At 70.9% G+C, this 26,789-nt stretch carries 25 protein-coding genes; 9 read left to right on the forward strand and 16 right to left on the reverse strand.

The annotated features are described in order from the left end of the window. Position 1 precedes the first annotated feature (1 nt). Genes murD through VF557_08835 form a run of 4 tightly spaced genes read right to left on the reverse strand, consistent with a single transcriptional unit; the run spans position 2 to position 4,290 of the window. Positions 2-1,390 carry a UDP-N-acetylmuramoyl-L-alanine--D-glutamate ligase gene (gene murD, locus VF557_08820; GenBank protein ID HEX8080299.1) on the reverse strand — a complete coding sequence of 463 codons (1,389 nt, stop codon included), beginning with the start codon at positions 1,388-1,390 and terminating at the stop codon, positions 2-4. Next, the gene (locus tag VF557_08825) at positions 1,387-3,705 is read right to left on the reverse strand and encodes a heavy metal translocating P-type ATPase (GenBank protein ID HEX8080300.1); all 2,319 of its coding nucleotides are present in this window, start codon (positions 3,703-3,705) and stop codon (positions 1,387-1,389) included. The genes murD and VF557_08825 overlap by 4 nt, the downstream gene beginning before the upstream one ends. A 7-nt stretch (positions 3,706-3,712) precedes the next feature. Further along, a complete protein-coding gene (locus VF557_08830; GenBank protein ID HEX8080301.1) occupies positions 3,713-3,934 on the reverse strand; it encodes a heavy-metal-associated domain-containing protein in 222 nt (73 codons plus the stop codon). A 53-nt stretch (positions 3,935-3,987) separates the two neighbouring features. Continuing rightward, the gene (locus tag VF557_08835; GenBank protein ID HEX8080302.1) at positions 3,988-4,290 is read right to left on the reverse strand and encodes a metal-sensitive transcriptional regulator; all 303 of its coding nucleotides are present in this window, start codon (positions 4,288-4,290) and stop codon (positions 3,988-3,990) included. Positions 4,291-4,571: 281 nt separating this feature from the next. Here VF557_08835 and VF557_08840 point away from each other — a divergent pair, with 281 nt between their 5' ends. Further along, positions 4,572-5,339, forward strand: coding sequence for a DUF6008 family protein (locus VF557_08840; GenBank protein HEX8080303.1), 768 nt, complete (start codon positions 4,572-4,574; stop codon positions 5,337-5,339). Positions 5,340-5,435: 96 nt separating this feature from the next. On the opposite strand, the gene VF557_08845 is transcribed toward VF557_08840, so the two are convergent. Further along, complete coding sequence (locus tag VF557_08845) at positions 5,436-5,576, reverse strand: hypothetical protein (protein HEX8080304.1); 141 nt, start codon at positions 5,574-5,576, stop codon at positions 5,436-5,438. Positions 5,577-5,763: 187 nt separating this feature from the next. Here VF557_08845 and VF557_08850 point away from each other — a divergent pair, with 187 nt between their 5' ends. Continuing rightward, a complete protein-coding gene (locus VF557_08850) occupies positions 5,764-6,954 on the forward strand; it encodes a cytochrome P450 (protein ID HEX8080305.1) in 1,191 nt (396 codons plus the stop codon). 145 nt (positions 6,955-7,099) lie between these two features. Here the strand turns inward: VF557_08850 and VF557_08855 are convergent, their stop codons facing one another. From VF557_08855 to VF557_08865, 3 genes are all read right to left on the reverse strand, one after another. Further along, positions 7,100-8,143, reverse strand: a complete 1,044-nt coding sequence (locus tag VF557_08855) for a methyltransferase (GenBank protein ID HEX8080306.1) — start codon at positions 8,141-8,143, stop codon at positions 7,100-7,102. A gap of 175 nt (positions 8,144-8,318) precedes the next feature. Further along, positions 8,319-9,470: a diaminopropionate ammonia-lyase gene (locus VF557_08860; GenBank protein HEX8080307.1), complete on the reverse strand. Its 1,152-nt coding sequence runs from the start codon at positions 9,468-9,470 to the stop codon at positions 8,319-8,321. 1 nt (position 9,471) lies between these two features. Then, positions 9,472-10,620 (reverse strand): M20/M25/M40 family metallo-hydrolase, encoded by a 1,149-nt coding sequence (locus VF557_08865; GenBank protein HEX8080308.1) that lies wholly within the window; start codon positions 10,618-10,620, stop codon positions 9,472-9,474. A gap of 212 nt (positions 10,621-10,832) precedes the next feature. Here VF557_08865 and VF557_08870 point away from each other — a divergent pair, with 212 nt between their 5' ends. The 4 genes from VF557_08870 (at position 10,833) to VF557_08885 (ending at position 15,502) form a co-directional block, all read left to right on the forward strand. Further along, positions 10,833-11,627 (forward strand): DinB family protein, encoded by a 795-nt coding sequence (locus VF557_08870; GenBank protein HEX8080309.1) that lies wholly within the window; start codon positions 10,833-10,835, stop codon positions 11,625-11,627. Between the two features lie 68 nt (positions 11,628-11,695). Beyond that, positions 11,696-12,805, forward strand: coding sequence for a hypothetical protein (locus VF557_08875; protein ID HEX8080310.1), 1,110 nt, complete (start codon positions 11,696-11,698; stop codon positions 12,803-12,805). A gap of 203 nt (positions 12,806-13,008) precedes the next feature. Next, entirely contained in the window at positions 13,009-14,229 is a 1,221-nt protein-coding gene (locus VF557_08880; GenBank protein ID HEX8080311.1) for a TerC family protein, read from the forward strand. A 13-nt stretch (positions 14,230-14,242) separates the two neighbouring features. Further along, on the forward strand, positions 14,243-15,502 hold the full coding sequence (locus tag VF557_08885) for an AI-2E family transporter (protein HEX8080312.1): 1,260 nt from the start codon (positions 14,243-14,245) through the stop codon (positions 15,500-15,502). Positions 15,503-15,531: 29 nt separating this feature from the next. Here the strand turns inward: VF557_08885 and VF557_08890 are convergent, their stop codons facing one another. The 3 genes from VF557_08890 to VF557_08900 all read right to left on the reverse strand — a co-directional run bounded on the left by VF557_08890 (position 15,532) and on the right by VF557_08900 (position 18,406). After that, the gene (locus VF557_08890; protein ID HEX8080313.1) at positions 15,532-16,569 is read right to left on the reverse strand and encodes a hemolysin family protein; all 1,038 of its coding nucleotides are present in this window, start codon (positions 16,567-16,569) and stop codon (positions 15,532-15,534) included. After that, positions 16,566-17,945, reverse strand: a complete 1,380-nt coding sequence (locus VF557_08895; GenBank protein ID HEX8080314.1) for a hemolysin family protein — start codon at positions 17,943-17,945, stop codon at positions 16,566-16,568. Before VF557_08895 ends, VF557_08890 begins: the two co-directional genes overlap by 4 nt. Before the next feature lie 110 nt (positions 17,946-18,055). Beyond that, a complete protein-coding gene (locus VF557_08900; GenBank protein ID HEX8080315.1) occupies positions 18,056-18,406 on the reverse strand; it encodes a hypothetical protein in 351 nt (116 codons plus the stop codon). Between the two features lie 81 nt (positions 18,407-18,487). Here VF557_08900 and VF557_08905 point away from each other — a divergent pair, with 81 nt between their 5' ends. Then, complete coding sequence (locus VF557_08905) at positions 18,488-19,630, forward strand: phosphatase domain-containing protein (GenBank protein HEX8080316.1); 1,143 nt, start codon at positions 18,488-18,490, stop codon at positions 19,628-19,630. Between the two features lie 111 nt (positions 19,631-19,741). Here the strand turns inward: VF557_08905 and VF557_08910 are convergent, their stop codons facing one another. Together VF557_08910 and VF557_08915 are read right to left on the reverse strand one after the other, a co-directional pair. Next, positions 19,742-20,953: a sigma-70 family RNA polymerase sigma factor gene (locus tag VF557_08910; protein HEX8080317.1), complete on the reverse strand. Its 1,212-nt coding sequence runs from the start codon at positions 20,951-20,953 to the stop codon at positions 19,742-19,744. Between the two features lie 73 nt (positions 20,954-21,026). Beyond that, the gene (locus tag VF557_08915; GenBank protein ID HEX8080318.1) at positions 21,027-21,389 is read right to left on the reverse strand and encodes a YciI family protein; all 363 of its coding nucleotides are present in this window, start codon (positions 21,387-21,389) and stop codon (positions 21,027-21,029) included. 199 nt (positions 21,390-21,588) lie between these two features. Between VF557_08915 and VF557_08920 the strand changes: the two genes are divergently transcribed. Both VF557_08920 and VF557_08925 read left to right on the forward strand, forming a co-directional pair. Next, positions 21,589-22,077: a DUF6069 family protein gene (locus tag VF557_08920; protein HEX8080319.1), complete on the forward strand. Its 489-nt coding sequence runs from the start codon at positions 21,589-21,591 to the stop codon at positions 22,075-22,077. A 124-nt stretch (positions 22,078-22,201) separates the two neighbouring features. Then, positions 22,202-22,591, forward strand: coding sequence for a hypothetical protein (locus VF557_08925; GenBank protein ID HEX8080320.1), 390 nt, complete (start codon positions 22,202-22,204; stop codon positions 22,589-22,591). A gap of 73 nt (positions 22,592-22,664) precedes the next feature. On the opposite strand, the gene VF557_08930 is transcribed toward VF557_08925, so the two are convergent. Genes VF557_08930 through VF557_08940 form a run of 3 tightly spaced genes read right to left on the reverse strand, consistent with a single transcriptional unit; the run spans position 22,665 to position 26,754 of the window. Further along, positions 22,665-24,632: a nucleotide disphospho-sugar-binding domain-containing protein gene (locus tag VF557_08930; GenBank protein ID HEX8080321.1), complete on the reverse strand. Its 1,968-nt coding sequence runs from the start codon at positions 24,630-24,632 to the stop codon at positions 22,665-22,667. After that, the gene (locus VF557_08935; GenBank protein ID HEX8080322.1) at positions 24,629-25,387 is read right to left on the reverse strand and encodes a PIG-L family deacetylase; all 759 of its coding nucleotides are present in this window, start codon (positions 25,385-25,387) and stop codon (positions 24,629-24,631) included. Before VF557_08935 ends, VF557_08930 begins: the two co-directional genes overlap by 4 nt. Further along, the gene (locus tag VF557_08940) at positions 25,384-26,754 is read right to left on the reverse strand and encodes a cytochrome P450 (GenBank protein ID HEX8080323.1); all 1,371 of its coding nucleotides are present in this window, start codon (positions 26,752-26,754) and stop codon (positions 25,384-25,386) included. The genes VF557_08935 and VF557_08940 overlap by 4 nt, the downstream gene beginning before the upstream one ends. Between the last annotated feature and the right edge of the window lie 35 nt (positions 26,755-26,789).

Consider the following 26,789-nt stretch of genomic DNA (forward strand, 5'->3'; position numbering starts at 1 on the left):
GTCAGCCGGGATCGGCGGCAGCCGGCGGCGCGGTCTGGGCGATAGCCTCGGCGAACACCCGTGACCGGTGCTCGTAGTTGTCGAACCGGCCGTAGCTCGGCGCCGCCGGCGACAGCAGCACCACCCCGCCCGCCGGGGTGTGCCGGCGGGCCAGCCGGACCGCGGCGGCCAGGTCCTCAGCACTCAGCGTCAGCAGGGTCGGCACGTCGGCGATCTCCTGCAGGATCCGCTCACCGCTGTCCGGGATCGCGATGACGGTGGCGACGATCTGCTGGGAATGCAGGAAATCGCGCAGCGGACTGTAATCCACACCGCGGTCCTGGCCGCCGACTATCACCGTCAGCGGCCGGTCCGCGAAGGCCTCGATCGCGTGGATCGCCGATTCTGGGATGGTCGAGATCGAGTCGTCGACGAAGGTTATCCCGGACGGGTCCTCGATCGGCATCAGCCGGTGCGCGAGCGGGGCGAAGCCGCTCAGGCCGGCGACCAGCGCGTCCCGCTGCGCCAGGCAGTCGACTCCTACCGCCTGCAACGCTCCGAGGGCGACGCACAGGTTGCTCTCGTTGTGCCGCCCGACCAGGGGCAGCGCGGCCCGGGGCAGCAGCGGCTCGGCGCCGAGGTGGATCCAGGGCTCCCCGCCCGCCCCCGGGGCCACGCGAAAGCTGTCCGGGCCGCCGACCGGGCTGGTCGGCAGATCGGGACCGAACGCGCGCAACTCCGTCGTCAGGCGCTGGTCGTGGGAGTTGAACACCACGCGCTCGGGACCGTGCGCGATGAGGTTGAGCTTGTCCCGGTAGTACTCCCGCTCTCCGCCGCTCCAGTCCAGGTGCTCTGGGTAGAGCGAGGTGAGCACCGCGGTTCGTGGTGAGTCCTCCAGGTCGGCGCACTGGTACATCGACAGCTCCAGGACGTAGAGCTCGCTCTCGGGCAGCGCCAGCGCCGCCGTGCCGATGTTGCCGCCGAGCACGTTGGGCCGTCCCGTCGCCGTCAACAGGTGGGAGATGAGCGTCGCGGTGGTGCTCTTGCCCTTGCTGCCCGTCACGCCGATGGCTCCCGCCGCGTTATCGGCCATCCACAGCGCCGTTCCGCCGGTGACCCGCACCCCGCGCGAGCGGGCCTCCATCAGCCAGGGATGCGTCTGCGCCACACCGGGCGAGCGCACCAGCACCTGCGCCTCCAGGATCGCGGCATGGGCCTCGGCGCCGGTGCGCAGCGGCACCGAACCGGCCAGCTCCGCCCAGCCGGCGCCGCCGGCCAGGAACGTCTCCTGGTCCTGCACCGCGATCAGTTCGGCCGGTCGCATCGGGGCAATCGCCTTCACGGCCGCAATCGCCTCGCGACCGGTGCCCCACACCACCACCCGGCGCCCGCGCAGCTCGGTCAGCTTCACGCGGCCGCCGTCCGGGCGCGCGGTTCGAAACGCCGCAACCGCAGGCTGTTGGAGACGACGAACACCGAGCTCGCCGCCATCGCCGCGCCGGCGATGAGCGGGTTGAGCAGCCCGAAGGCGGCCAGCGGCAGCGCCGCGATGTTGTAGGCGAACGCCCAGAACAGGTTGGTCTTGATGGTCTTCAGCGTCGCGCGGGACAGCCTGATGGCATCGGCCGCGGTCCGCAGGTCGCCACGCACCAAAGTCAGGTCAGCGGCCTGGATGGCGACGTCAGCGCCGGTTCCGATGGCCAGGCCGAGGTCGGCCGCCGCCAGCGCCGCGGCGTCGTTGACGCCATCGCCGACCATGGCCACCCGCTGCCCCCGCTCCCGCAGCTCGCGCACGACCGCGACCTTGCCGGCTGGCAGCACCTCGGCGATCACCTCGGAGATCCCGACCTGGGCCGCAACCGCCTCGGCGGCCCGGCGGTTGTCACCGGTCAGCAGCACCGGCTTCAGCCCCAGCTCGAGGAACTCGCGCACGGCGGCGGCCGAACTCGCCTTGACGGTGTCCGCGACGGCGATGGCGGCTCGCACCCGGGAGTCCCAACCAACCCAGACCACGGTCTGCCCGAGACTGTGCGCGTGCTCGGCGGCCGCGGTCAGCTCGGCCGGCATGGTCATCGCGTGCTGTTCCTGCAGCCAGCGCTGCCGGCCGGCGACGACCGCATGACCGGCTACCACGCCGGACACCCCGAGTCCCTCGTGGTTGCGGAATTCCGACACCGCGCCCAGCGGCGCGCCGACCTTGTCGAGGGCGTGCGCGGCGACCGCGCGCGCGATCGGGTGCTCCGAGGCAGCCTCCAGCGCGCCGGCCAGTCGCAGCAGCTGATCGGCGTCGGCGCCCGGGGCCAGGAACACGCCCGTCACGCTCATCCGCCCGGTGGTGACGGTGCCGGTCTTGTCCAGCACGATCGTGTCGATGCGCCGGGTCGACTCCAGAACCTGAGGGCCCCTGAGCAGGATGCCGAGCTGCGCGCCGCGGCCGGTGCCGACCAGCAGCGCGGTGGGAGTGGCCAGGCCCAGCGCGCACGGGCAGGCGATGATCAGCACCGCGACAGCCGCGGCGAACGCGGTGGCCGAGCTGGCGCCGGAGAGAAGCCAGGCCAGCAGGGTGAGCAGTGACAGGCCGATGACGATCGGCACGAAGACCGCCGACACCCGGTCGGCCAGCCGCTGCACCTCGGCCTTTCCGTTCTGGGCCTCGGTGACCAGGCGCGCGATCTGGGCCAGCTGGGTGTCAGAGCCGACACGGTTGGCGCGGACCACCAGCCGGCCACCGGAGTTCAGGGTCGCGCCGACCACGCTGTCACCGGCGCCGACCTCGACCGGCACGGATTCACCCGTCAGCAGCGAGGCATCCACCGCCGAGCTTCCCTCTAGAACGATGCCGTCGGTGGCGATCTTCTCACCGGGCCGCACCACGAACACGTCCCCGGCGGCGAGCTGGCCGATCGGGATCCGCTGTTCGGCGCCGGTGTCGGCGCGCAGTACCGTGACGTCCTTGGCCCCGAGGTCGAGCAGCGCGCGCAGCGCCGCGCCGGACTGCTTCTTGGCGCGCGCCTCGAAGTACCGTCCGGCGAGCAGGAACACCGTGACCACCGAGGCGACCTCGAGATAGATCTCATCGGCGCCGCCGCGAGCCGGTAGCAGGGTGAAGTCCATACGCATGCCGGGCATGCCGGCATCGCCGAGGAACAGCGCCCACAACGACCACAGGAACGCCGCGCTCACCCCGAGTGAGATGAGGGTGTCCATGGTGGCGGCCCGATGCCGGGCGTTGGCCAGCGCGGCCCGGTGAAACGGCCAGCCGCCCCACACGACGACCGGCGCGGCCAGAGTCAGCGAGGCCCATTGCCAATAGTCGAACTGCAGAAACGGGATCATGGCCAGCACCAGCACCGGCGCGGCCAGCGCGGCCGAGACCAGCAGCCGCTGCCTGAGCTGAGCGGTGTCGGAGTCGGGCTGGGCGTTGGGCTCGGCGTCCGGGGCTCGGGACGGGCGCGGCAGCGTCGCGGTGTAGCCAGTGGCTTCGACGGTGGCGATCAGCTCGGCCTCGGTGACGCTGTCGGGAAAGCGGACCTTGGCGGTCTCGGTGGCGTAGTTGACGCTGGCGGTGACGCCGGCCAGCTTGTTCAGCTTCTTCTCCACCCGCGCCGCGCAGGACGCGCAGGTCATCCCGCCGATGTTCAGTTCGACGGCGTGACCGGGCGCGGCCGTTGGGGCGTCCGCGCCGGGCAGTTCCCCGACCGGGCCGGGGCGGTGTCCGAGAGTCACGAAAGGGTCAGCCTTCGACCAGGCGGTAATCGCCGGCCTCGTCCAGCGCGGCGTTCACCTGCTCCGGGCGCAACGGCTGCGCGCTGGTCACGGTGACGGCGGAGACGCCTGCCGGGTCGAGATCGACCGCCACGTCGGACACCCCGTCGATGCTTTTGAGTTCGCTGCTGACCGCATTGACGCAGTGGCCGCAGGTCATGCCGGCCACCTGGTAGGTGGAGCTGGTCACACTGTCCTCCTAAGTAATTGCCTTGATCGATATGCCCGGCGCTGGCTGGCCGGTCAGGAGCGCACCAGCCGGGCGATGGCGGCCGAGGCTTCCTTGACCTTGTCCTCGGCATCCTGACCGCCAGCCTGGATGGCGCCCGCCACGCAGTGCCCGAGGTGCTCCTCCAGCAGTGACAGGGCCACCGCCTCCAGCGCCTTGGTGGCGGCCGCGACCTGGGTGAGCACATCTATGCAGTAGGTGTCGGCCTCGACCATCCGCTGCAGGCCTCGCACCTGCCCCTCGATCCGGCGCAGCCGTTTGAGGTGGGCGTCCTTGGTGGTCGAATATCCCGGCGGGTGCTGGTCCTGCTCTGGCACGTGAAGACTCCCTCAGCTGCTGACGCTTCCCCACCCTCCAGGGTACCCCATACCGGTATCGGGTTCAAAACGCTGACTGCCGCGGCAACTTCCACGCTAGACGAATTCGCTGCCTAAAGAGCAAGCCCAAGGAAGACAGCGAGGGGATATGTCCCCAACAATTCTCTTAGATCTCAGCGGTATCTAGTGGTCCAGCCAGCCAGCGTCCAGTGCCAGAGATCCAGCAAACCAGGGGCTTGCCCTCTCAGGGAGAGCCTCAGCCGGAGTCTAGGAGGACTGCGATGGGCAACATGCATCATTCGGTGTCGGCATGGGACACCATCGGAGCGGTACTGCTGCTCGGGTGGGCGGTGGCCATGTGGGGCGCGGTCGCCATGCTGGCCGTAGCCAACCGCAGGGGGGTGCGGCCCGGGGTGTTCTGGGGCGCCGCCGGCGTGATCGGGATCGGCCTGGTAGGCCAGGTCGGCCACGTGCAGGAGCACGTCGCGCAATCCGCCTACTGGATCGCCAATCCCGAGTCCAAGCCCTGGATGACGCCGTGGGGCGACAGCCTGGCCAGGGGCTACGGTCAGATCGACCACTCGAAGCCCTCGCTGGGCATGGAGATCCTGCATCTGGTCGGCAACTTCATCTTCCTGGCCGGCCTGGCCGGCGTGGTGCTGATCACGGCGCGGGTCCACAGGTCCCAGGCCCGCCGCTGGGGCAAGATGGGCGTCTGGATGCAGGGTATCCACGGCGTGGAGCACGTGGTGTTGACGCTCTCGATCGTCTTCGGCGCGAGCCGGGCGTGGGGCCTGTCGACCTGGTTCGGCGCGCTGCCGGCCGGACCGGGGCTGTGGACCTACCGGATCTGGTGGCACGGCCTGGCCAACCTGGTCGGCTCGATCGTGTTCGCCATCGCGGTCTACCACCTGTGGAAGGAGCGCGACACGGTCCGAGCGTCCTTCAACGCCGGTACCAGGGTCGACGCTGGCGCCGATGCCTCGGCGGTCAAGGAGCCGGTGGGAACTCCTGAGCCGGTGCGGACTCCGGAGCCGGCCGGCGCCTGACCCAGGCAGGCGTGATGTAGCACGACAGCAAGAACCGGTCCGGCGTGGCCGCATCCTCCAAGATGCGACCACGCCGGACTGCGTTGGAGCCCAACCTCACCGGCCGGCGCGGCCCAACCGGCTCAGCAGCCGGCGGAACATCCCGAACCGGGACGGGCGCATCGCTTTCAGCTGCGCCCGATTCTCAGCGGCGTAGGACTGGCCGGCTGCTCGGGCTGCGCGTTCTGCCTCCGCCATCTCGAGCTCCCTTCGATCGGCGGCAACGGCCACCGTCGACTGGACGCACGGTGATGCCGGGCCTATCCGAAATCGAAGCGGTATTTTAACCTTTTGTACCAGCGTTAGCCATTGGCGAGAGGCCCGGGGCGCGTGATCGGCACGTGCGAAGTGCTCTCCGTGACGCGCTGACGAGACGATGGCGGGCATGACCGAGAATCTGCTCACCGCCCACTTCTTGCTGGAAGGCGCTGCCGAACGGCACGCCGCGTACGCGCGGCTGCAGGGCGACAACGCGGTGCATCAAGTCACCTTGCCCTCTGGTAGCACCGGCTGGCTGGTGACCGGATATCAAGCGGTTCGCAAGGCACTGGTCGACCCCCGGCTGCAGGGGCGGACCGGCGCCATCGGCGCGGGCAGGCGGTTGCCCGAGGAGCTGGAGCTGGGCATGAACAGCCAGATGCTCAACCGTGACCCTCCGGACCACACCCGGTTGCGCCGCCTCATCTCCTCGGCGTTCACCCGCCGCCGGATGGAGGCGATGCGCCCGCGGGTGGAGCAGATCACCGGCGAGCTGCTCGAGGCGATGTCTGAGCTGGACCAGGTCGACCTGGTCCAGGCGCTGGCAATCCCGCTGCCGATCCGGGTCCTCACCGAGCTGCTCGGGGTGCCCGACGAGCAGGTCAACGCCTTCCATGGCTGGACGACCGCGCTGACGACCAGCGCGCTGCCGACGCGGGAGCTAGTGGCAGCCGGCACCGAGATGCTGCACTACACCCGGTCGCTGCTGGAGCTCAAACGCCGCGAGCCCAAGGATGATCTGCTCTCGGCGCTGGTCGCGGTGCGCGACGGCGAGGACCGGCTGACCGAGAACGAGCTGACATCGATGGTGTTCCTGCTGCTGATCGCCGGCCAGGAGACCACGGTCAACCTGATCGCCAATGGCAGCCTGGCATTGCTCACCCATTCCAATCAACTGGAGCGGCTGCGCGCCGACCCGGCCCTGATCCCCAGCGCGGTCGAGGAGCTCCTGCGGTACGAGAGCCCGGTGCAGGCGGCGATGCGCTACGCCACCGAAGACGTCCGGATCGCCGGAGTGACCATCCCGGCCGGCTCATCGGTCATCGTGTCGCTGCTGGGGGCGAACCGGGACCCGCAGCGTTTTGCCCAGGCAGACCAACTGGACCTGTCCCGCCGGAACAACCCCCAGGTGGCCTTCGGCTACGGGATCCACCACTGCCTCGGCGCCCCGCTCGCCCGGCTGGAGGGCGGCATCGCCATCAGGTCGCTGCTGGCCCGCTATCCGGACGTGCGGTTGGACGTGCCGCCGGAGAAATTGGACTGGCGGGTCAGCCTGATCATGCACGGACTGACGGAGTTGCCGGTGCGGCTGCGGTGAGGCCGCCATCGGGCTTGCCTGGGTCCTGGAGGGTGACCGGGCAGACCGATCGGAGGCAGAGAGGGTGGCCGTGGGTTTCGATTCCACGGCCACCCTCTTTTTTCTATGCCGGCCTTCTCATGCCGGCTCGCTCAGGCCGGCTCGCTCAGGCCGGCTCAGGCGGGTCGCGCCGCTCCGCCCGAACCTGATCGGCAGCGCGCAGCTCCACGATGGAGAAGGCCCCGGCCGGGTGCGTGGCGGCCACCGTCAGCCCGGCGTCCAGGGCCAGTGCGCTGAGTTGGGCGAGCCGGCGTTCCTTGCCGCCGTAGAGAGCCAGCATCCGCAGGTCCATGCCGGTGTGCGGCCGGTCGTTGTCCGCGCCGACCTCCTCCACCACGAACACCCGGCCGGAACTCCCGGCCGCCTCGGCGCAGCGCCGCAGGATCTGGCCAGCGAGCTTGTCGTTCCAGTCGTGCAGGATCAGCGACAGCAGGTATCCGTCAGCGCCGGCCGGCAGCGGGTCGAAGAAACTGCCGGGCACCACCTCGCTGCGGTCGGCGAGCCCCGCCGCGACCAGCGCCTTCCGAGCGTCGTCGGTGTTCTCGGCCAGATCGACCAGCGTGCCGCGCAGCTGCGGGTAGCGGGTGAGCAGGGCGACCAGCATCGCGCCGTTGCCGCCGCCGACGTCTACCAGCCGGCTGAGCGAGCCCCAATCGTAGCCGGAGAGGATCTGCGAGGTCCGCGACCGCACCATCGAGTGCATCAAGCCGGTGAAGGCCTCGCGGCGGGCCGGATCGGCTGCCAGGTCCTGCCAGAAGTCATGGCCGAACAGCTGGGCGAAGGCCGCCTCGCCAGTGCGGATGCTGTGCAGCAGGTGGACGAACGCCAGTTCCGAACGCCCGACGCCCTCGATGTCCAGGCCCGATCGCACGCTGGCCGGATGATCGCTGCGCAGCGGCTCACCCAGCGGGGTCAGCGTGTAGCTGCCGGCCTCGTCCAGGCTGAACACGCCCCGGACGGCAAGGTAGCGCAGCAGCCGCTCGACGGCGTCGGGGTCGGCGCCGGTCGCGGCGGCCAGTTCCGCCGCGCTGCGCAGGCCGGCGGCGATGTGGTCGGCGATGCGCAGCGTCGCCGCCACGCGGACGGCCATCGGAGTGCCGAGATGGGCCATCGCCCAGAGCGGGGCCGCTGCCTCGTCGAGGTGTGTCAACAGGTTCTCCTATGCTTAGGGCTCACACTCGCAGGCGCGCACGCCGCGGCAAGCCCGCCGGCGAGGCAGCTCGGCCCGACCGCGCCGCCCCCAGAGGCGAGCAGTGCTGCCCGCCCTAGCGGACAGGATGCCCGCTCCGGGCGACGGCCACGTCTCCGGATTTGCCGGAGTCCGGCTACGAACCGGACGCCGGGGAGCGGGTGGAGTCGCGGCCTTCGGTGCTGAGCAGCACCGCGACGCTGTCCGCGCCGAGACCGAGATCCGCCCGGCGTCGGTCCGCGCCGGCGCCGGTCAGTGCGGCCCGGGCGCCGGCGAGGGTGGATGCCCCGCTGGGACCGGACGACACCCCGTAGGCGCCGAGGTCGGTGACGGCCTGCTCAGCGGCGGCGTCGGTGACCGCCACCGCGGCGTCCAGGCCGGCCTGCAGCACCGGCCAGGCCAGCTGTGACGGGGTGCCGCAGTTCAGCCCGGCCATCACCGTCGCTGAGGTCGCGATGCTGCTGAAAGCGCCGCTGAGCAGGCTGTGCAGCACGCACGCGGCGGTCTCGGGCTCGACGCCCAGCACCGACGGCGCGGGCGATGCCGCGCTGCGGTGATGGGTGACCACCGCCTGGGCCAGCGACCCCACCCCGACCGGAACCGCGATCAGCCCGAGCGGGCCGGCGCCGGCCTCGGCGAGCTGGGCGTCGGTCTCGGCGAGCAGCGTCGCGTACCCCTCGACTACCCAACCCGGGATCTGCTCATAACCCGCCCAGGCGGTGTCCTGCACCAGCACCGCTTTGGCGTGATCAGCCGCCGCGGCCGCGGCGTGCTTGACGGCGACGTCATAGCTGTCCGGCACCTCGGTGACCTCCGCGCCTTCGGCAGCGATCGCCGCCACGGCTCCGCCAGGAACCTCCCGCGGCACGAACACCCACGCCGGCAGCCCGAGCAGCGCCGCGATCCGGGCGACCGCCCGGCCGTGGTTGCCGTCCGTCGCGGTGATCAGGGTGACCGGATCGACGGCCGCCGCCGAGCGCAGCACGTCCAGGGTCAACGGCCCGCTCAGGCCCGCGCGAGTGGCCAGGATCTGGGCGATCGCCCAGGAGGCGCCGAGAGCTTTGAAAGCCGGCAGTCCCAGACGCGAGGACTCGTCCTTGACGAACACCCGGCCGACGCCGAGCTCATCGGCCAGCGCCGGCAGCTCCGCCAGCGGGGTCGCGGCGGAGCCGGGCAGCCCGGAGTGAAACGCCCAGGTGAGCGCGGCCCGGGCCGGCGTGGTGCGCCAGGACCGGGCGGCCGGGCGGGAGTACCAGTGCGGGTGCGGCACGTCAGCGGCAGAACTCACGTCAGCGGCAGAACTGGATCGCGGTGGCGGTGAGCGCGCGAGCGCAGGCCACGGTGCTGGGCAGGTCGGTCCACTCGACGGCGGCGTGCGCGCCGTCGCCGCTGGGGCCGAACAGCACGGTGGGGATGCCCGCCGCGGCGAGAAACGCCGCGTCGGCCCAGTAGCTGACACCGCCGATCGGCACCGGCCGGCCCAGGGTCCGCTCGGCCGCCGCGACCACCGTCCGCTCGATGTCGCTGCCGGCGGTGACCTCGAACGGCTCGCGCGCCAGAGTGGTGCGAGCGCTGACCTCGAGGCCGGCATCGGCGGCACGGCAGCCGGCGAGCAGGCTCTCGATGTCGGCTTCGACGTCGGCCAGCGTCTCGCCGGGCAACGTGCGGCGCTCGATGGTCAGCAGGCAGGACGGCGGGATGGTGGACTCCCCCACCCCGCCGCTGATCAGTGAGCCGTGCAGGGTGCCCGGGCCCAGGCTCGGATGGGCAGTCCCCCGCAGCCGCTGGTTGAGCTCCTCCAGCGCCACCAGGATCGGGCCGGTCTTGAGGATGGCGTCGACACCCAGATGCGGGCGCGAACCGTGAGCAGCCTTGCCGACCACCTCGATCTCGGTCCACACGAACCCGCGGTGGGCGGTGGCGACCACCAGTTCGGTGGGTTCGGTCACGATGGCGCCATCGGCCCGGATCCCGGCCGCCAGGATCTCCTGGACACCGAGGCTGGCATGCTCCTCATCGGCCACCGCGGCGACGATGACCTCACCGGCGACCCCGGCGGCGGCGGCGTCCCGGCAGGCGATCAGCGCGGCGACCAGGCCGGCCTTCATGTCATAGACGCCGCGGCCATAGATCCGGTCGCCGTCGATCCGCGCCTCCCAGGGATCAGCCATGTCACCCGGCGGGACGGTGTCCAGGTGCCCGCACAGCATCAATGACCGGCCCTTGCCCTCGCCGGCCGGCCGGCTGCGCACCAACACACTCGGACGTCCCGGCGTGCCTTCGAGCACCTCGACACCGAGGCCGGCGTTCGTCGCCCAGTCAGCGACGCGCTGGGCGACCTTGCCCTCGCCCGCTGCGCCCGGCAGCAGCGACGGGTTGGCCGAGTCGATCGCTGACAGCTCAGCCAGCAGGTCCACCACCTCGCGATCAGGATTCACGCCGCACCACCGCAAGCGCTGGCGGGCGAGCTGGCCAAGTGCGCGGGTCGAGCAGGCTGCGCGGGTCGAGGCATCGACGTCATGGGCACACTGTGCCTCGCGTCGCCCCCGCGGTCCAGCGACTTGACCGCTCCGAAAAGGCAGACACCGCCGCCGAAGGTGGCGGCCGGGCCGGCTTACCTGACCGGCGACCGATCGGCCACAATGGCGTGATGGCGGCGCAATACGGTCCACACCGGTGGTCGGCCGGTGATCGCGACATCTCCCACACCGACGCGTTCCGGGGCGCGGAGTTCACGGTCTGTGACCTCACCGGCACGCGGTTCCGCGACTGCGACATGAGCCAGGTCAAGATCGTCGACTCGTGGCTGGTCGGCGTCAGCGTGTCCGGCTACCTGGAGAACGTCGTCGTCAACGACGTCGACGTGACCGATTTCGTCGAGGCCGAGCTGTGCCGGCGGCACCCCGAACGCGCGCAGTTGCAGCAGCTGCGCTCGGCCCAGGATTTCCGCGCGATGTGGGACACCCTCGAAAGGCTCTGGTCCGAGGCGGTCGCCCGCGCCGAGCGGCTGCCCGAGCAGGCCCGCCACGAACGGGTCGATGACGAGTGGTCCTTCGTCGAGACGCTGCGCCACCTGGTCTTCGCCACCGACGCCTGGGCCAGCCGTACCGTCCTGGACGAGCCGATGCCCTACCACCGGCTGGGACTGACCCATACCGCCTACTCCGACGCGGCGGAGCTCGGCATCGACCCCGATGCCCGGCCCTCGTACGCGGAGGTGCTGGAGGTGCGCGCCGACCGGATGGCGCTGGTGCGAGGCATCGTCGACGGCCTCACCGACGACGAACTCCAGCGGCCCTGCACGCGCGAGCCCGCGCCCGGTTATCCGGAGGAACCCCGCACGGTGGGCAGCTGCCTGGGCGTGGTGATGCAGGAGGAAGTCGAGCATCACCGCTACGCCACGCGCGACCTGGCGGTCCTGGAGGCCCGCTCGACAGCGAGCTAGCCGGCCAAGCCGCCCGGATGCCCCACCGGCCCGGCAGCACGGATGAGCCTTGATGAGAAGGTGATCACATGGCTCGCCTCACCGCTTCGGTTCCGCCGTGGACGACTATCGTGCCCGTCCTCGCCGTGCTGGCGTTGCCGCTGGTGTGGGGACGGGACTCCGATCCGGTGCTGGTCGTCCTGGTCACCGCGCTGCTGGCGGGCGCGGTGCTGGCCGCGGTGCACCACGCCGAAGTGGTGGCACACCGGGTCGGCGAGCCGTTCGGCTCCCTGGTGCTGGCCGTGGCGGTCACCATCATCGAGGTGGGGCTGATCGTCACGTTGATGGTCGCCGGCGGCCCCGAGACCGCGACCCTGGCGCGTGACACCGTCTTCGCCGCGGTCATGATCACCTGCAACGGGATCGTCGGGCTGTCCCTGCTCGCGGGCGCGGTGCGCTACGGGTTGGTCTCCTTCAACGCCGAGGGATCCGGGGCGGCCCTGGCCACGGTCGTCACCCTGGCCACCTTCACCCTGGTGTTCCCGACCTTCACCACCAGCCGGCCGGGCCCGGAATTCTCCTCCGCGCAGCTGGCCTTCGCCGCGCTGGCCTCGCTGGTCCTGTACGGGATGTTCGTCATCACCCAGACGGTTCGGCACCGCGACTTCTTCCTACCCGAACCGGTCACCGTCCGCCCTGGGACCGCGCCTGAGGACGAGGACGGGCACGTCGCCCCGCCCTCGACCCGCACCGCGCTGTTCAGCCTCGCGCTGCTGCTGGTCTCGCTGGTGGCGGTGGTGGGGCTGGCGAAGGTGGAGTCGCCGGCCATCGAGGACGCCGTCGCCGCGGCCGGCTTTCCGCAGTCCTTCGTCGGCGTGGTGATCGCGCTGCTGGTGCTCCTGCCCGAGACGCTGTCGGCAGCCCGGGCCGCGCTGCAGAACCGGCTGCAGGTCAGCCTCAACCTGGCCTTCGGCTCCGCGATGGCCAGCATCGGGCTGACCATCCCGACCATCGCGGTCGCCTCGCTGTGGATCGACACCCGCCTGATCCTCGGACTCGGCCCGACCCAGATGATCCTGCTCGCGCTCACCGTGGTGGTCGGGGTGCTCACCGTGGTGCCAGGCCGCTCCACCCGCCTGCAGGGCGGGGTGCACCTGGTGATCCTGGCGGCCTTCCTCTTTCTCGCCGTCGCCCCCTGAGCGCGTCCTGCCCGTTGACGCCGTTGACGCCGCTGACCTCGCTGACCCCCGGCCCAGGGACTCGCACAACTTGATCCCCATCACACTGGTGGCGTTGTGACACAGTGACCGCACGCCTCTACCGTGAAGGGTGCCCCGGGTCGACCCGGGGCACGGTCAACCTTGCGCCGCACCCCGGCCGGAGCTAGGCAGGAGCAGCACCTGTGGAGGCATCACCCCTCGTCTGGGCCCTGACGATCGCCGCGATCGGCGGGCTGCTGGCGTTCGACTTCTTCTTCCACGTCCGCAAGGCCCACGTCCCCACCCTGCGCGAGGCGGCGAACTGGTCGGCCCTCTACGTCGGACTGGCCCTGCTCTTCGGCGTGGGCGTCCTGGTCTTCGGAGGCGGCGCGGCGGGTTCGGAGTACTTCGCCGGCTACGTCACCGAGAAGGCGCTCTCGGTCGACAACCTCTTCGTCTTCCTGATCATCATGACCAGCTTCCGGGTGCCGCGTGAGGACCAGCAGAAGGTGTTGCTGTTCGGCATCGTCTTCTCGCTGATCGCGCGCACCGGCTTCATCTTCATCGGCGCGGCGCTGATCAAGTCCTTCGCCTGGGTGTTCTACCTCTTCGGCCTGGTCCTGCTGCTCACCGCCGGCAACCTGCTCAAGCCCGAGGGCGAGGAGTCACACACGGCCGACAACTTCATCATCCGGCTGGCCCGCAAAGTGTTCCACACCACCGACTACTACGACGGCGACAAGCTGTTCACCGTGCATGAGGGCAAGCGCGCGATGACCCCCATGTTGCTGGTCATGGTGGCCATCGGCGGCACCGACATCCTCTTCGCCCTGGACTCCGTCCCGGCCATCTTCGGGCTGACCCAGAACACCTTCATCGTCTTCACCGCCACCGCGTTCTCACTGCTCGGGCTGCGGCAACTGTTCTTCCTCATCGACGGGCTGCTGGACCGGCTCATCTACCTCTCCTACGGGCTCGCGGCGATCCTGGGCTTCATCGGCGTGAAGCTGATCCTGCACGCGCTGCACGAGAACAACGTGGCGTTCATCAACGACGGCGAGCCCGTGCCGGTGACCGAGATCAGCACCGCGCTCTCGTTGACGGTGATCATCGGCGTGCTGCTCGTCACGGTCCTGGCCTCCCTGCTCAGCCCCGCGGGCAAGGCCCAGAACGCCATCACCAACGCTCGCCGCCACGCCGGCGCCTACCTCGACAGCGAGTACACCGCCGACCCGGCCGAGCGCGAGCGCATCTACCGCGCGCTGCTGGTCGAGCGCGACCAGATCATCGCCCTGGGCCCGAAGTACCGCCAGAAGGTCCGCGACGAACCCGCCCTGATGGAACTGCTCGAACGTGCCCGCGCCAGCCACGACGCCGCGGTGGCCAGAGGAGAAGCCGTGTCCAGCCCCGCACCGCCTAGCTGAGGAGTGCCCCCCTATGTTCACCCGTCGATCTCGTTCAGACACAGCGCCTTCGGTAGCCGAACCGGCGCCGGTCGCGGCGGAAACGACGGCCGACCACCGCCGTCCTGCCACCACCGGATCGACCGCGGTCATCGAACGGGTCGGCGCGAGCGTGGCCACCTGGAGCCTGCGGTTGCTGCTCACCGCGGCAGCCCTGGTCGTAGTGGCATGGGTGCTCGGCAAGCTGTGGGACGCGGTGCTGCCGATCGTGCTCGGGCTGCTGCTCGCCTCGGTGCTCTGGCCCGTGACCCGCCTGCTGCGAAGGTTCGTCCCGCCGGCAGTGGCCGCACTGCTGACGCTGGTCGGCGCGCTGGGAATCCTGGCCGGCCTGGGAGCGATCCTGGTGCCCCAGGTCAGCGACGAGTGGCCCGAGCTCACCGACGCGGTGGCCGCCGGGATCGAAGACCTCGAGGAGTACGTCGCCGGCCCTCCGTTCAACCTCGACGCCGCGGCGCTGAGCGAGTACGTCGACCAGGCCGTCGAGCGGCTGCAGTCGAACTCCGGCTCGATCGTCGGCAGCGTGCTCAGCGGGGTCACCACCGTCGGCCACCTGCTGGTCCACGGGGTGCTCGCGCTGGTGCTGTGCTTCTTCTTCCTCAAGGACGGGCCGAAGTTCGTCCCCTGGCTCACCCGCTGGGTCGGCCCGAGGGCCGGTCGCCACCTGGGCGAGCTCTCGGTGCGCAGCTGGGGCAACCTGAGCGGGTTCATCCGGGCCCAGGCCGCCGTCGGGCTGGTCGACGCCGTCGCGATCGGCATCGGCCTGGCGATCCTGGGAGTGCCGTTCGCGCTGCCGCTGGCGGTGCTGGTGTTCTTCGGCGCCTTCATCCCGATCATCGGCGCCTTCGTCACCGGCGCGTTGGCCGCCCTGGTCGCGCTGGTCACCAATGGGCTGACCAGCGCCCTGATCGTGGTGGTCCTGGTACTGGTCGTGCAGCAGGTGGAGGGGCACATCCTGCAGCCGATCCTGGTCGGGCGGGCCCTTGACCTGCACGCGGCGCTGGTCATCCTGGCGGTCACCACCGGCGGCGCGCTGGCCGGCATCACCGGCGCCTTTCTCGCCGTTCCGCTGGTCGCCGTCGTGGTCACGATGGTGCGCTATGCCCGCGAGCAGTTTCTCGACCGCACCGAACCGTCCGCCGCCGCCCCGGTGCCGCCGCCCGCGTCTGACTCCACGCTCGACGCGGTGTCCACCGCGACGACCAGCGCGACGCACACCCAGCTACCGCCCGGCTAGCCAGACGGCCAGCGCCCGCTACGTGCCAGCTAGGGGCCGGTGTGTGAGGCGTCGGAGATCTCGCCGACGAACTCCTCCACGACGTCCTCCAGCGCCAGCACTCCCAGGCTGGTGGCGCCGTCGGTGACGTGTCCGAGATGGCTGCGGGCGCGGCGCAGAGCGGTGATGACGTCCGGCAACGGGCTGTCGGCGGGAATCGGCGGCATGCGGTGCAACTTGTGGACCGGCCACGGTCGGCTGGGGTCATGCGCTCCGGTGAGGACGTCCTTGATGTGGACGAAGCCGAGCAGCGCGCCGTGGTCGCTGTGGTCGCGAACCGGAAAGCGGGAATAACCGGTGGCGGCGGTGAGTGCTTCCAGCTCGCCCGTGGTGGTGGCAGTCGTGATGGTGACCAGCTCAGCGTGCGGGATGGTGGCGTCGGCCGCCGTCCGCTCGGCCAGGTGCAGGGCGCTGGAAAGGCGTTGGTGCTCGGCGGCGTCGATGTAGCCCTCGTCGCGGGATTCGGCGAGGATGTCGGCGAGTTCCTCGTGGGTGTAGGCGCTTTTCAGCTCGTCCTGGGGTTCGATCCCACAGAGTCGCAGGCACCTGTTCGCGAAGGCGTTGAGGCCGCGGAGAACGGGCCCGGTCGCGGCGACGAAGCTGTCCAGGGCCGGGACCAGCAGCAGCGCGGCGCGTTCGGACGCCGCCAGCGCGATGTTCTTGGGCACCATCTCTCCGATGACCATGTGCGACAGGACCACGATGACCAGCGCGATCGCGAACGCCAGCGGATGGGTGAGGCCGTCCGGGACACCCAGGGTGTGGAAGAGGTCTTCGAAGAGCGCGGCGACCGCCGGCTCGGCGACAGCCCCCAGGCCGAGCGAGCACAGCGTGATGCCCAGTTGCGCGCCGGCAAGCAGCAGTGACAGGCGCTGCTGGGCGGCCAGCACCCGTCTGGCGCGCCGACTGGTGGCGGCCAGCGGCTCGATCTGGGCGCGCCGGACGCTGACAGCGGCGAACTCGGCGGCGACGAAGAACGCGTTACCCAGCAGCAGGCCGAGCGCCGCCAGCAGCAGCAGGGCGGTCATGGGGAGTTCTCCCCGTCGGCGGCGGCGTTCGAGGTCGGGCGGGTGAGGGTGACGGTGTCGATGCGGTGCCCGTCCACGGTGGCCGCCATCACCGTCCAGCCCTCGACCTCGACCTGATCACCGGGTTGGGCCAGCCGGCCGAGCCGGTGCAGCAGCAAGCCGGCCAGGGTGTCGAAGGGTCCGCTGACCAGTGGAAAGCCGGGCGCGACATGGGTGGCCTCATCGATCCGCAGCCTCGCCGAGACGGTGATCGTGGCGCCGGTGCGGGGGTGCCTCATCGTCACGGCGTCGTGCTCGTCCTCGACGTCGCCGACGAGTTCTTCGACGACGTCCTCGAGAGTCACGATGCCGGCGGTGCCGCCGTATTCGTCGATGACCACCGCCATCTGGGGGCCGCGCTGGCGCAGCAGGGCAAGCAGCGGTTCCAGGTTCAGGCTTTGCGGAACCTGCGGCACAAGGGAAGCGATCACCGACACCGAGGTGGTAGGGCGATCCTCGACCGGAACGGTGAAGACCTTCTTGACATGGACGATGTGGGTGATGTCATCGACGTCCTGCCGGCCTCCAGCTGTGGAGGCGATCGGAAAGCGGGAATGGCCTGAGGCCTGGCTGGCGGCGAGCAGGTCTGCCAGGGAGGTGGTTTCGGCCACGCTGATGATCTGGGTCCGGGGAGTCATGACATGCCCGGCGACGCGGTCGCCGAAGTTGAGCGAACGGGCGATGAGCCGCGCGGTCTCCCCGGGCAGCGTGCCCTGGTTCGCTGAACTCTGCACGAGACTGCCGAGCTCAGCGGCCGAACGCGCCGAGCGCAACTCCTCCTGCGGTTCGATTCCCAGGCCGCGGACGATGATGTTCGCCAGCCCGTTGCACGCCGCGATCAGAGGCCGGAACGTCGTGGTGAACACTGCCATCGGGGCGGCGACGGTGCGCGCGACCGGCGTGGGCCGCGCGATGGCCCAATTCTTGGGAACGAGTTCACCCAGTACCATCTGCAGCAGCGTGGCTAGGGTCAGCGCCACGACGACGCCCAGCAAGTCAGCAGCCGCCTCGGGCAGGCCCGCCGCGCTCAGCGCCGGCCGCAGCAGCGTGGTGATGGAAGGCTCGGCGAGGAAGCCGACCAGCAACGTGGTGATCGTGATGCCGAGTTGGGCTCCCGACAGCTGGAAGGACAGCGTGCGCACCGCGGCCAGCGCTCGCTGCGCGGCCCGGTCATCCGCCTTCGCGGCGAGGTCCAGTTCCGCGCGGTCGGCCGCCACCAGGCTGAACTCGGCCGCCACGAACAACGCGGTGCCGAGCGTGAGCAGGATGACACAGGCCACACCGCTGAGGGCCAGGGCCACTACGGCGTCCCGAGGCGGTAGCAGAGTGCGGGACACCGGCAGCTGTTCACAGCCGGCTCAACGGTTGAGGTCGTCGCGATGTCCCCATCCACCCCTCATCTTGCCTGTGACGTGCCGGCTGCGGCGCCGGCGACTTCGGGCCGCGGTCATCCCGCGGTCGCGTCCAAGTGTTGCAGCAGGTCGTGCGCGGCGAGTTCGACCTTCTTGTGCCGCCACTCCGACGCGCGGTAGACGCAGGCGATCAGTCCGGACCGGTGGACCCGGCGGAAGTCGCCGTAGCCGAAGGCGTACCGGGCTTTGGTCTCATCGTTGGCGCCGTCGGTGAGCCCCAGGTGCCAGGCGGCGTACTCCGTCCAGTCGTGCTTGGCGAGGTAGTCGTTTTGGGCCGCGGCGTTCGGTTGGACCTCGCCCCAGTCGCTGTCGAGGACGTACTGCCGCCGATCGATCAGCTGCCGGGCGTGCTCCACGGCGGCTTGGTTGAGCGAGTAGGAGGCCATGGCTCCACCCTGGCACATCGACGGAGGCGACGAGTCGATGCCACAGGTTCCCCCGTCGGTGCGCGTGGATAGGCTCGTCGGGTGTCCACCGACCCCAGTCCGGTACCTGTGACGCCGCCGCGGTCGACGCCGGTTCGAATGCCGTTCCGGCCGCGGCAGGTAGTGGGCGGGCTGCGGGCCGGGCTGCATTCGCTGCTGCTCGCCTTCGAGGCCGCCGAGCGGAAGCTCGCCTGGCTGCTGCTGCGCCTGGGGCGGCCGGTGCGCATCCATCCCTTCTCGGGCTACGGGACCGGCGACTGGGCCCAGTTGGGCGGGCGGGTGCTCGTCGAGGCGCCGGCTCGCACCGGCGCCGCCCGGGCGAGCAGGTGGGCGGTGCTGCGCGCCAACCTGCTGCCGTTCCTCAGCGTCGAGGTGCCCGGAGCGCGGGTGCGGGTCACCTTCGAGGAGCACGAGTTGGTGGTGCGCGCCGACCACGAGGGCTACGTCCAGGTGCGGTTCGAGGGTGTTCGGCTGACGCCGGGACGGCACCGGGTGACCCTCACCCCGGTGCAGCCGACCGGCGCGCCCGCCTACGGGACGGTGCACGTGCCCGACCCGGCGGCCGACCTGGCTGTGGTCAGCGATGTCGATGACACCATCGTCGACTCGGGCATCGCCCATGGCTTGGCCGCCACCCTGAGAACGATGCTGCTGCTGGAGCAGTCGACCCGCGTCCCGCTGACCGGCGCTCCGGAGCTGTACCGCGCGCTGGCGCAGGGCCCGCCGGGAACGGTCGAGCGGCCGTTCTTCTATCTCTCGACCAGCCCGTGGAACCTGGTCGGCTTCCTGCAGGGGTTCCTGGTGCGGCACCGGTTCCCGGACGGGCCGCTGGTGCTGACCGACTGGGGCCCCGGCGCGGACGGCCTGCTGCGGGTCAGCACCCGCACGCACAAGCTGTCCAGCCTGCGACAGCTGGCGCAGGCGCTGCCGCACAGCCGCTTCGTGCTCATCGGCGACAGCGGCCAGCAGGACCCGGCCATCTACGCCGACTTCTGCGCCGAGCACCCCGGTCGGGTCGCCGCGGTCTACATCCGCCGCGCGGGCGCGGCGGGCACGGTCAGCGACGAGCGGGCCGAGCAGGCCGGACGGCTGCTCGCCGAGGCCGGCGTGCCCTACGTCCTGGCCGACGACACCGACGCGATGCTGCGCCATGCCGTGGAGCACGGGCTCGTCGCCCGGCCGTGAGAGTGCTCATGGTGATCTACCCGCCGTCGCTCATGGCGTCGACGCGCCCCGATCACGCGCCCACCACGTCGAGACCCACGACCGGCAGACGCTGCCGAATGATGAGACCGCTCAGACCAGCTCGCCGCGCTTCCTGCTCAGGTAGGCACGTTCGGCGGAGTTCTGGGTGACGGCGATGGCGGCGTCGTAAGCGTCCTTCGCTTCGGCGGTCCGGCCGAGCCTGCGGAGGAAGTCCGCGCGGGCGACGCGCCATGCGTGGTAGCCCGTGAGAGGCAGGCGGTCGACCAGGGTGAGGGCGACCTGCGGGCCGTCCAGCTCCGCGACCGCGACCGCGCGGTTGAGCGCGACGATCGGCGACGGGTCCAGCCGGGTCAGCTGGTCATACAGCGCGACCACCTGCGACCAGTCCGTGTCCGCGGCGGTGGGGGCGTCGGTGTGGACGGCGTTGATCGCGGCCAGGATTTGGTAGCGGCCCGGCCGGTTGATCGCGAGGCACTCGCGGACCAGGCCGTGCCCCTCGGCGATCAGCCCGCGGTCCCAGCCGGCGCGATCCTGCTCGCCCAGCGGGACCAGCTGACCGTCGCGGACGCGGGCCTCCCGCCGGGCCTCGGTGAGCAGCAGCAGCCCGAGCAGACCGGTCACCTCCGGCTCCCCGGGGAGCAGTTGTCGCAAGATCCGGGTCAGCCGGATGGCCTCGCCCGTGAGCTCGGCGCGCACCGGTTCGCCGTCGCCGGTGGCGAGGTAGCCCTCGTTGAACACCAGGAACAGCACCGCCAGCACGCCGCCGAGCCGCTCGGGAAGGTCGGTGGCCTCGGGCACCCGGTAGGGCACCTTCGCCGCCGCGATCTTCTTCTTTGCCCGGGTGATCCGCTGCGCCATCGTGGTCTCGGGCACCAGGAACGCCTGGGCGATCTCGGCCACGGTCAACCCGCCGAGGAGGCGGAGCGTCAGCGCGATCCGCGCCTCCGGTGGCAGCGCCGGGTGGCAGCAGGTGAACAGCAGCCGCAATCGGTCGTCCTCGACGGGCCCGGTGGGCTCGTGGGGGGTGTCGTCGTGGTACATCAATGCCGCCTGGTGCTTGGCGTCGCGCTGCTTCTCGCGGCGGATCCGGTCGATCGCGCGGTTGCTCGCGGTGGTGGTGAGCCAGCCGCCGGCGTTGGGAGGCACACCGGACTCCGGCCATTTCACCAGCGCGGTCACCAGCGCCTCGCCCGCCGCTTCCTCCGCGATGTCGATGTCACCGAAGCGGCGGACGAGCGAGGCGATCAGGCGGCCGTACTCCTCGCGGAAGACCCGCTCTACGGCCGCCGTTTCGCTCCGCATCGACGCGTATGTGTTGTGATCGCCGGGGCGGTCGATACCCATACCCGTCCGCCGATCAGTCGTTCGGGCCGGCTCAGGCGAGGCCGTCGAACGGACGGACCTCGACCTTGCCCTGGCAGGCCTTGGACCCCTCGGCCGCGAGCTTGAGCGCCACGTCGAGGTCGGGCGCGTCGATGATCCAGAAACCCCCGATGACCTCTTTGGTCTCGAGGTAGGGACCGTCGGTCATCACCGGCGTCTCACCCTGGCCGTCGACGACGGTCGCGGTGGACGCCGACTTGAGCCCGCCGGCGAAGACCCAGTAGCCCTCGGCGCGAAGCTTGTCATTGAAGGCTTCGGTCGCGGCGAACGCCGCCTCCATCGCCTCCTTGGAGCCGTAGTTGCCGTACTCCTCCCTCTCGACGGGGCCGTGCACGGATAACAGGTACTGCGTCATCCCACTTCTCCTCAGTTCCGGGCGGTCCCCATGACCGCCTTCCACTTCACCACGAACGGCATCGCGCCGATACGACAACCTGCCACCGGATGTCTTGCCGAAAATTTTTCTCGCGACCTGTCGAATCCGTACCCGCTCGTTCGTGAACGTGGTGTGAGCGGGTCACACCGGGTGATCCGCCGAGGAAACGGAGCCCGACATGTCCACCACCACGCAGGCCATCACCGCCCAGGTCCCCACCACCCAGGTTCCCACCGCGCAGGTCCGCACCCGCCCGATCTCCGGCGCACCGGCTGCGGCGGCCGAGCGGCAGCCGGTCTGGAAGCACGGCGTCGCCGCGGCCGTCGCGGCCTCGGTCGCCACCACCGCCCTCGCGGCGGTCGCGTCGGCCGCCGGGGTCTCGTTCGCCGACAGCACCGGCGCGAGCATCCCGCTCGCCGGGTTCGCGCAGTTGACGCTGTTCTTCTCCCTCATCGGCGTCGGCATCGCCGCCGTCCTGGCGCGCCGGGCGCGTCGGCCGCGGGCCACGTTCGTGCGGACGGCCCTCGCCCTGACCGTGCTGTCCTTCGTCCCGGACGTGACGTTCGGCTTCGACACCGCCACCGCCGCCACCCTGATCGCGCTGCACATCGTCGCCGCGGCGATCGTGGTGCCGACCCTAGCGGGACGGCTTGCGCACACCCGCTGACCAGGCTCGAACCGTGCCGTCCAGGGTCCCTCACCAGGTCCAGCGAGCTGCGACCCAACACAGGCGCAAATGCATCTAACATGCAATCTCGACATACTGCCCCCATGCGGCCTACGCTGCCGCCATGAGAAATCTCGTCCGTGTTGCGGCAGCCGGTATCGCCCTAGCAACCGTGCTGCTGAGCAGCCCCGTCACCGCAGCTGCGGCTGGCACCATGCAACGCGTCGGCGGAGCGGGTTGTTGGAGTTCTGGCAGTAACACATTTCAGTGCTTCGACGAGTTCACCGGAGGCACTGCTCCCTTTACCGCTACCGGCTCAACCAGTAATAGCTGGGCCTCCATCAATCAGATAACCATCGGACATGACTTCGCCGGCGACCGCTTCGAAGTTCGGGTTCAAGGTCATTGCACATACGGCAAAGCCTTCAGGGTCACTCTGAACGTCAGTGACTCCAGCGGCCAGACTGTGACGTTGACGAGGCACATGTCCTGCGGTCCGACCTCAGAGATCTGAAGTCCCGCCTGAACTCAGACCGCGTGCACCCAGGCCCGCGTGGCCGGCAGGCTAGGCCATCCGCTCGTGCGGGCTACCCCGGCGGCAGAACGGCCTCCGGGCGGCCGTTCCGATCGCCCGCGGCCGCTGTTGCGATCGCAGGACGCCGGACGGCGCGCCGGCTCAACCTGGCGGCTCCGCCGGGGGTGGCTACGGCGTAGACGTCGCCGTCCAGATCGAGGACCGTCAAGCCGAGTGACCCGGCGAGGATCCTGAGCGCTGCCAGGTCCAAGCCCCACGCCGGATCGCCACCGTCAGCGGAGACCACCCAGCCCAGGCCGACCCGGTCGGTGAGCAGGAATCCCGTAGGGGCCAGCGAGGTCGAGTACCAGTCGAGCATGGTGAGGACGTGCGTGAGGCAGCACGCGAAGGTCGTGAGGTTGTTGTCGATGACGACGTCCAGCGGGCGCGGCGCGTCGGCCCAGGGCTGGTACTTGTTCCGCAGGAGCAGGCGGTAGTTGTCCAGCCCCAGCGCGTTCCCCCGGCGCACCTCGCCGGGCGAGATCGTGATGCCGACGATCTCCCGCGTCCGGGACGCGAAGGCCTGCGCGAGCTGGGAGCCGCCGACTCCGACGTGCAACAGCCTGTCCTCGGACCCGACGAGCTTTGCCAGCCACGCCTCGATCCTGCGCTGGTCAGGCGTCGGCTCGAAGGACGACCAGTCCCGCCAGCCCTCGACCTCGTCGACCCCCGGATGGTCGTCCTGCCCGCAGTCCTTCGGCAGGGACCGGAACCGGTGCGAGGACTGCAGCGCGCCGACCGCCCCCACCACTGCCTGCGATGTCCCGGTCATGGCTCCTCCTGTCAGACAGTGGTGGATGGAAGGCTGCCGTCTCTCGGCTGCGCCGCCGCTGCCCGTGGCCGCCGCGACGATCACCTCGCAGGCGCGTCGCGTCCCGCCGGACTGCCTGCAGTGCTCGGCGAAGTCCTGCAGTCCTCGCGCGACGGCGGGGGCCTGGGCCGCTCGAGCCGCGCGCCGCAGGGCTTCACCGTCAAGTCGGTCGAGTGCGACGGCCAGGCCCAGGCCCAGGGTCTCCACCCGCGCCGCGGTCCGCTGGTTCTCGGGGGTCCTCGGCACGACGACGAGCGGCACCCCGAGGAACGCGGCTTCCTGGACCGAGTTCATGCCTCCGTGGGTGACGAACACGCTCGCGCGCGCGAGGACGTCCAGCTGGTCCACCTGCGCCTGGACGGTCCAGTTAGCGGGCGCCAGCCGGCTGAGTTCGGGGGCTGCCGCGCCGACGGCCAGGACGACCTCCCAGTCCTCCGGCGGAAAGGCGCTCAGGCAGGCCTGCATCAGTCCGGCGTCGCCGGGCAGCACGGATCCGGTGGAGACGAAGGCTGTCCGCGTCGCTGCTGCTCGCCGGGGAAGCGTCCTGGGAAGGCAGGGGCCGACGAAGGTGTATGAGTCGTCGAAGTCGTCGGCGTCGGCTTGCAGCGCCCTGGCGACGGTGACGATGTTGTGCCGGTCGCCGGCCACGAAGACGTCCTGCGGACGCAGGCTCGTCAGGCCATGACCCGCGTTCGCCTCGACGGACCGGGCGTAGCCGCGCAGCGCCCTTCGCAGCTCCCGGCCGGGCCTGTCGAAGCCCGCGGCGCCGATCCTGGTGGGTGCTGACTCGGCTCGCAGGGCGTAGGTCGTCAGGACCTGGATCGACGGGATGCTCAGGCGCTGCGCCACCCAACGGCCCCAGGGCGCGGAGCGGTCATAGACCAGGGCGTCCGCCCGGACCGCGGCGACGGCGTCCACCAGCTCGGGAAGGCACTGCTGCGCCGCGGTCAGAGCCTGCACCAGGATCTCGGCCCGGTCGGACGCGCCGCCGGTGGCCACCGTGACCGGATCGAGGATGGGCCGGAAGTCGATGCCCGGAGCGCTGCGGTGCTGGGCGCCCGGGGGCACGAAGTAGGCAACGCGCGCGCCGTCGGCCTGCAGCTGCGCGGCGATGGGGAGTGTCGGGTTGATGTGACCGGCCGCGGCGACGTTGAGAAAAGCGATCCTCATCTGCCGACGTCCTCGCCGACGGTCCAGCGGGCTTCGAAGCGGTCGACGGCACGGCGGCGCAACTCTCCGGAGGGGCCGTCCAGCAGCGGGAACTGGCTGCGGTACCTCGCCAGGCACCGCAGCTTGGCCGAGGCGGTCTCGGCCGTCAGGGCTTCGTGCTCGCAGCCTGTCACGCGCGGACGGGAGGCGATGCCGGGGAGGGTCTCGGGCAGGTCGCGTCCGCAGGAGCCGTCCCGACACTCCAGCGGCCAGCCCTGGTCGGCTGCGTACGGCAGGTCCGCGTAGAGGCGCAGGCTCGCCATGCCGGTGAAGGCGCGCAGTGCGGCGTCGCGAACGAGGACGTGGTCCGGGTGCTGTCCGAAGCCGGCCGGGGCATGGACGTCCGCCCCTTCGACGTGCTGCTCGAGGCGCCGGGCGAGTGACCGGGTGGTCAGCCGGCTCGTGCGGTACTGCTCGTCGAGCAGCGGAAGGTGCACCGCCCGGACCCCGAGACCGGCCATCACGTCGAGGTCGTCGGCGGCGCGTTCGGCCAGGTACTCGTCGGAGCGCGAGACACCCTGCGAAGCGTCCCATCTGCCCACTGTCCCGGGCCCGGGGACGCCGGCGAACACGGTCACGACGGTCGTGGCCGTGCCCTGGCGGGACAGCACGGCGAAGCAGCTCAGGACCGCGTCGTCGAGGTGGGGTGACAGCACGACAACCGGGGGCTGCGGTTCGACAACCGGGGGCGGCAGCTCGCTCGGGCGCCGGTTCACAGCGCCTGCGGTCCGGGTCGGCCACCACGGGTGTCGTCGACGCGCGCGCGGACGCCCAGGGGCTGCAGGGCGAGGGCGGGGCGCGGTCGCACCGCGTCGGCCCCGACCAGGCTCAGGCGGGTTTTCCGCAGGAGGCAGCGGAGGATTCCGGCCAGCTCCTGGGTCGCGAGGGCGGCGCCGATGCACGCGCGCGGCCCGGAGCCGTACGGGATGAACGCGTGGCGCGGCGGCGGCTCGCCGAACCAGCGCTCGGGGAGGAATCGCTCCGGGTCGGGGTACCAGCGCCCGTCCCGGTGGGTGACCCACTGGCTGACCGCCACGGTCGTCCCGGCCGGGACGTCGAAGTCCCCGAGCCGGCTCTCCTTGACCGCGACCCGGCTGGTGACCCAAGCCGGCGGGTAGAGGCGCATGGACTCCTTGAGAACGGCGTCGAGCAACGACGGCTCGTCCTCGTCGGCGAGGCTCTGCCTGAGCCGTGCTTCGAGCTGAGGGTGCGTTCCCAGCAGATACAGCGTCCAGGTGAGCGCGTCGGCGGTGGTCTCGTAGCCGGACATGATCAGCGTCGCCAGCTCGTCGCGCACCGCGGCAGCGCTGAGGGCGGGATCCTCGTCGAGGAGTAGGGCCAGGGCATTGCGCTCCTGGCGACCCGCGTCCGCGTTCTCGACGAGACTTCCGAGCAACCCGTCCAGCCTGCCGAGGGAACGTGCCAGCTGCCGGTTCGTCGGCGTCGGGACCCAGGCCGGGAAGCGGAACGGGGTGGCGGTCAGCCGCATGATCGCATCGACTGCCGCCTTGACGGCCGCGGCGCCGTCGCCGAGCGGCGCGCCCAGCAGGGCCCGGGTGCCGATCCGGAGCGTGAGGTCAGACATGGCCTGGTGGACGTCGATGACCTGGCCCTGCTGCCATGACGCCACTGCCCGCGAGGTCTCCTCCTCGACGGCGCCGGCATGGCGCAGCACCTGCTCGCGGGCGAAGGCCGGCGACAGCCGCTGGCGCTTGACGCGCCAGTCATCGCCCTCGCTGTTCATCATGGCCCGCGGGAAACCGGCGTGGGAGCGGCGGCGTACGCCCGGCCGGATCTTCACGAACGCGCCCTGCCGGTCCACCAGAACGGTCGCGATGTCGCGCGGGTGGACGACCAGGTAATTGCTCGGCGCGATCCGGACCACGTCGCCGTACTCGGCCGCGCAGCGGACCAGGAAGCTGAGGGGGTCAGCGGCGTACTCGGGCCGGGTGCCGGAGAAGCGCCCGCCGCGCGGTCCGGGAGGCAGGGTGGACGCTCCGGGAGGCAGGGTGGACGGTCCGGGAAGCAGGGTTGACGGTCCGGGAGGGAGCGTCGGCGCAGGAGTGAGGCGTCCTTCCCGCATGGGTGCTCCTTCGGGCCGCCGGTGAGGCCGGAGCC

This window comes from Jatrophihabitans sp., assembly GCA_036389035.1.
In the GTDB taxonomy this organism is placed as follows: Bacteria; Actinomycetota; Actinomycetes; order Mycobacteriales; family Jatrophihabitantaceae; genus Jatrophihabitans_A.

Excerpts from the sequence above, each read along its gene's own strand:
- VF557_08940 (HEX8080323.1), bottom strand. The coding sequence starts at position 26,754 with ATGCGGGAAGGACGCCTCACTCCTGCGCCGACGCTCCCTCCCGGACCG.
- VF557_08900 (HEX8080315.1), bottom strand. The coding sequence starts at position 18,406 with ATGGCCTCCTACTCGCTCAACCAAGCCGCCGTGGAGCACGCCCGGCAG.
- VF557_08920 (HEX8080319.1), top strand. The coding sequence starts at position 21,589 with ATGTCCACCACCACGCAGGCCATCACCGCCCAGGTCCCCACCACCCAG.
- VF557_08910 (HEX8080317.1), bottom strand. The coding sequence starts at position 20,953 with ATGCGGAGCGAAACGGCGGCCGTAGAGCGGGTCTTCCGCGAGGAGTAC.
- VF557_08930 (HEX8080321.1), bottom strand. The coding sequence starts at position 24,632 with ATGAGGATCGCTTTTCTCAACGTCGCCGCGGCCGGTCACATCAACCCG.
- VF557_08870 (HEX8080309.1), top strand. The coding sequence starts at position 10,833 with ATGGCGGCGCAATACGGTCCACACCGGTGGTCGGCCGGTGATCGCGAC.
- VF557_08890 (HEX8080313.1), bottom strand. The coding sequence starts at position 16,569 with ATGACCGCCCTGCTGCTGCTGGCGGCGCTCGGCCTGCTGCTGGGTAAC.
- VF557_08850 (HEX8080305.1), top strand. The coding sequence starts at position 5,764 with ATGACCGAGAATCTGCTCACCGCCCACTTCTTGCTGGAAGGCGCTGCC.
- VF557_08915 (HEX8080318.1), bottom strand. The coding sequence starts at position 21,389 with ATGACGCAGTACCTGTTATCCGTGCACGGCCCCGTCGAGAGGGAGGAG.
- VF557_08925 (HEX8080320.1), top strand. The coding sequence starts at position 22,202 with ATGAGAAATCTCGTCCGTGTTGCGGCAGCCGGTATCGCCCTAGCAACC.
- VF557_08840 (HEX8080303.1), top strand. The coding sequence starts at position 4,572 with ATGGGCAACATGCATCATTCGGTGTCGGCATGGGACACCATCGGAGCG.
- VF557_08845 (HEX8080304.1), bottom strand. The coding sequence starts at position 5,576 with ATGGCGGAGGCAGAACGCGCAGCCCGAGCAGCCGGCCAGTCCTACGCC.
- VF557_08875 (HEX8080310.1), top strand. The coding sequence starts at position 11,696 with ATGGCTCGCCTCACCGCTTCGGTTCCGCCGTGGACGACTATCGTGCCC.
- VF557_08885 (HEX8080312.1), top strand. The coding sequence starts at position 14,243 with ATGTTCACCCGTCGATCTCGTTCAGACACAGCGCCTTCGGTAGCCGAA.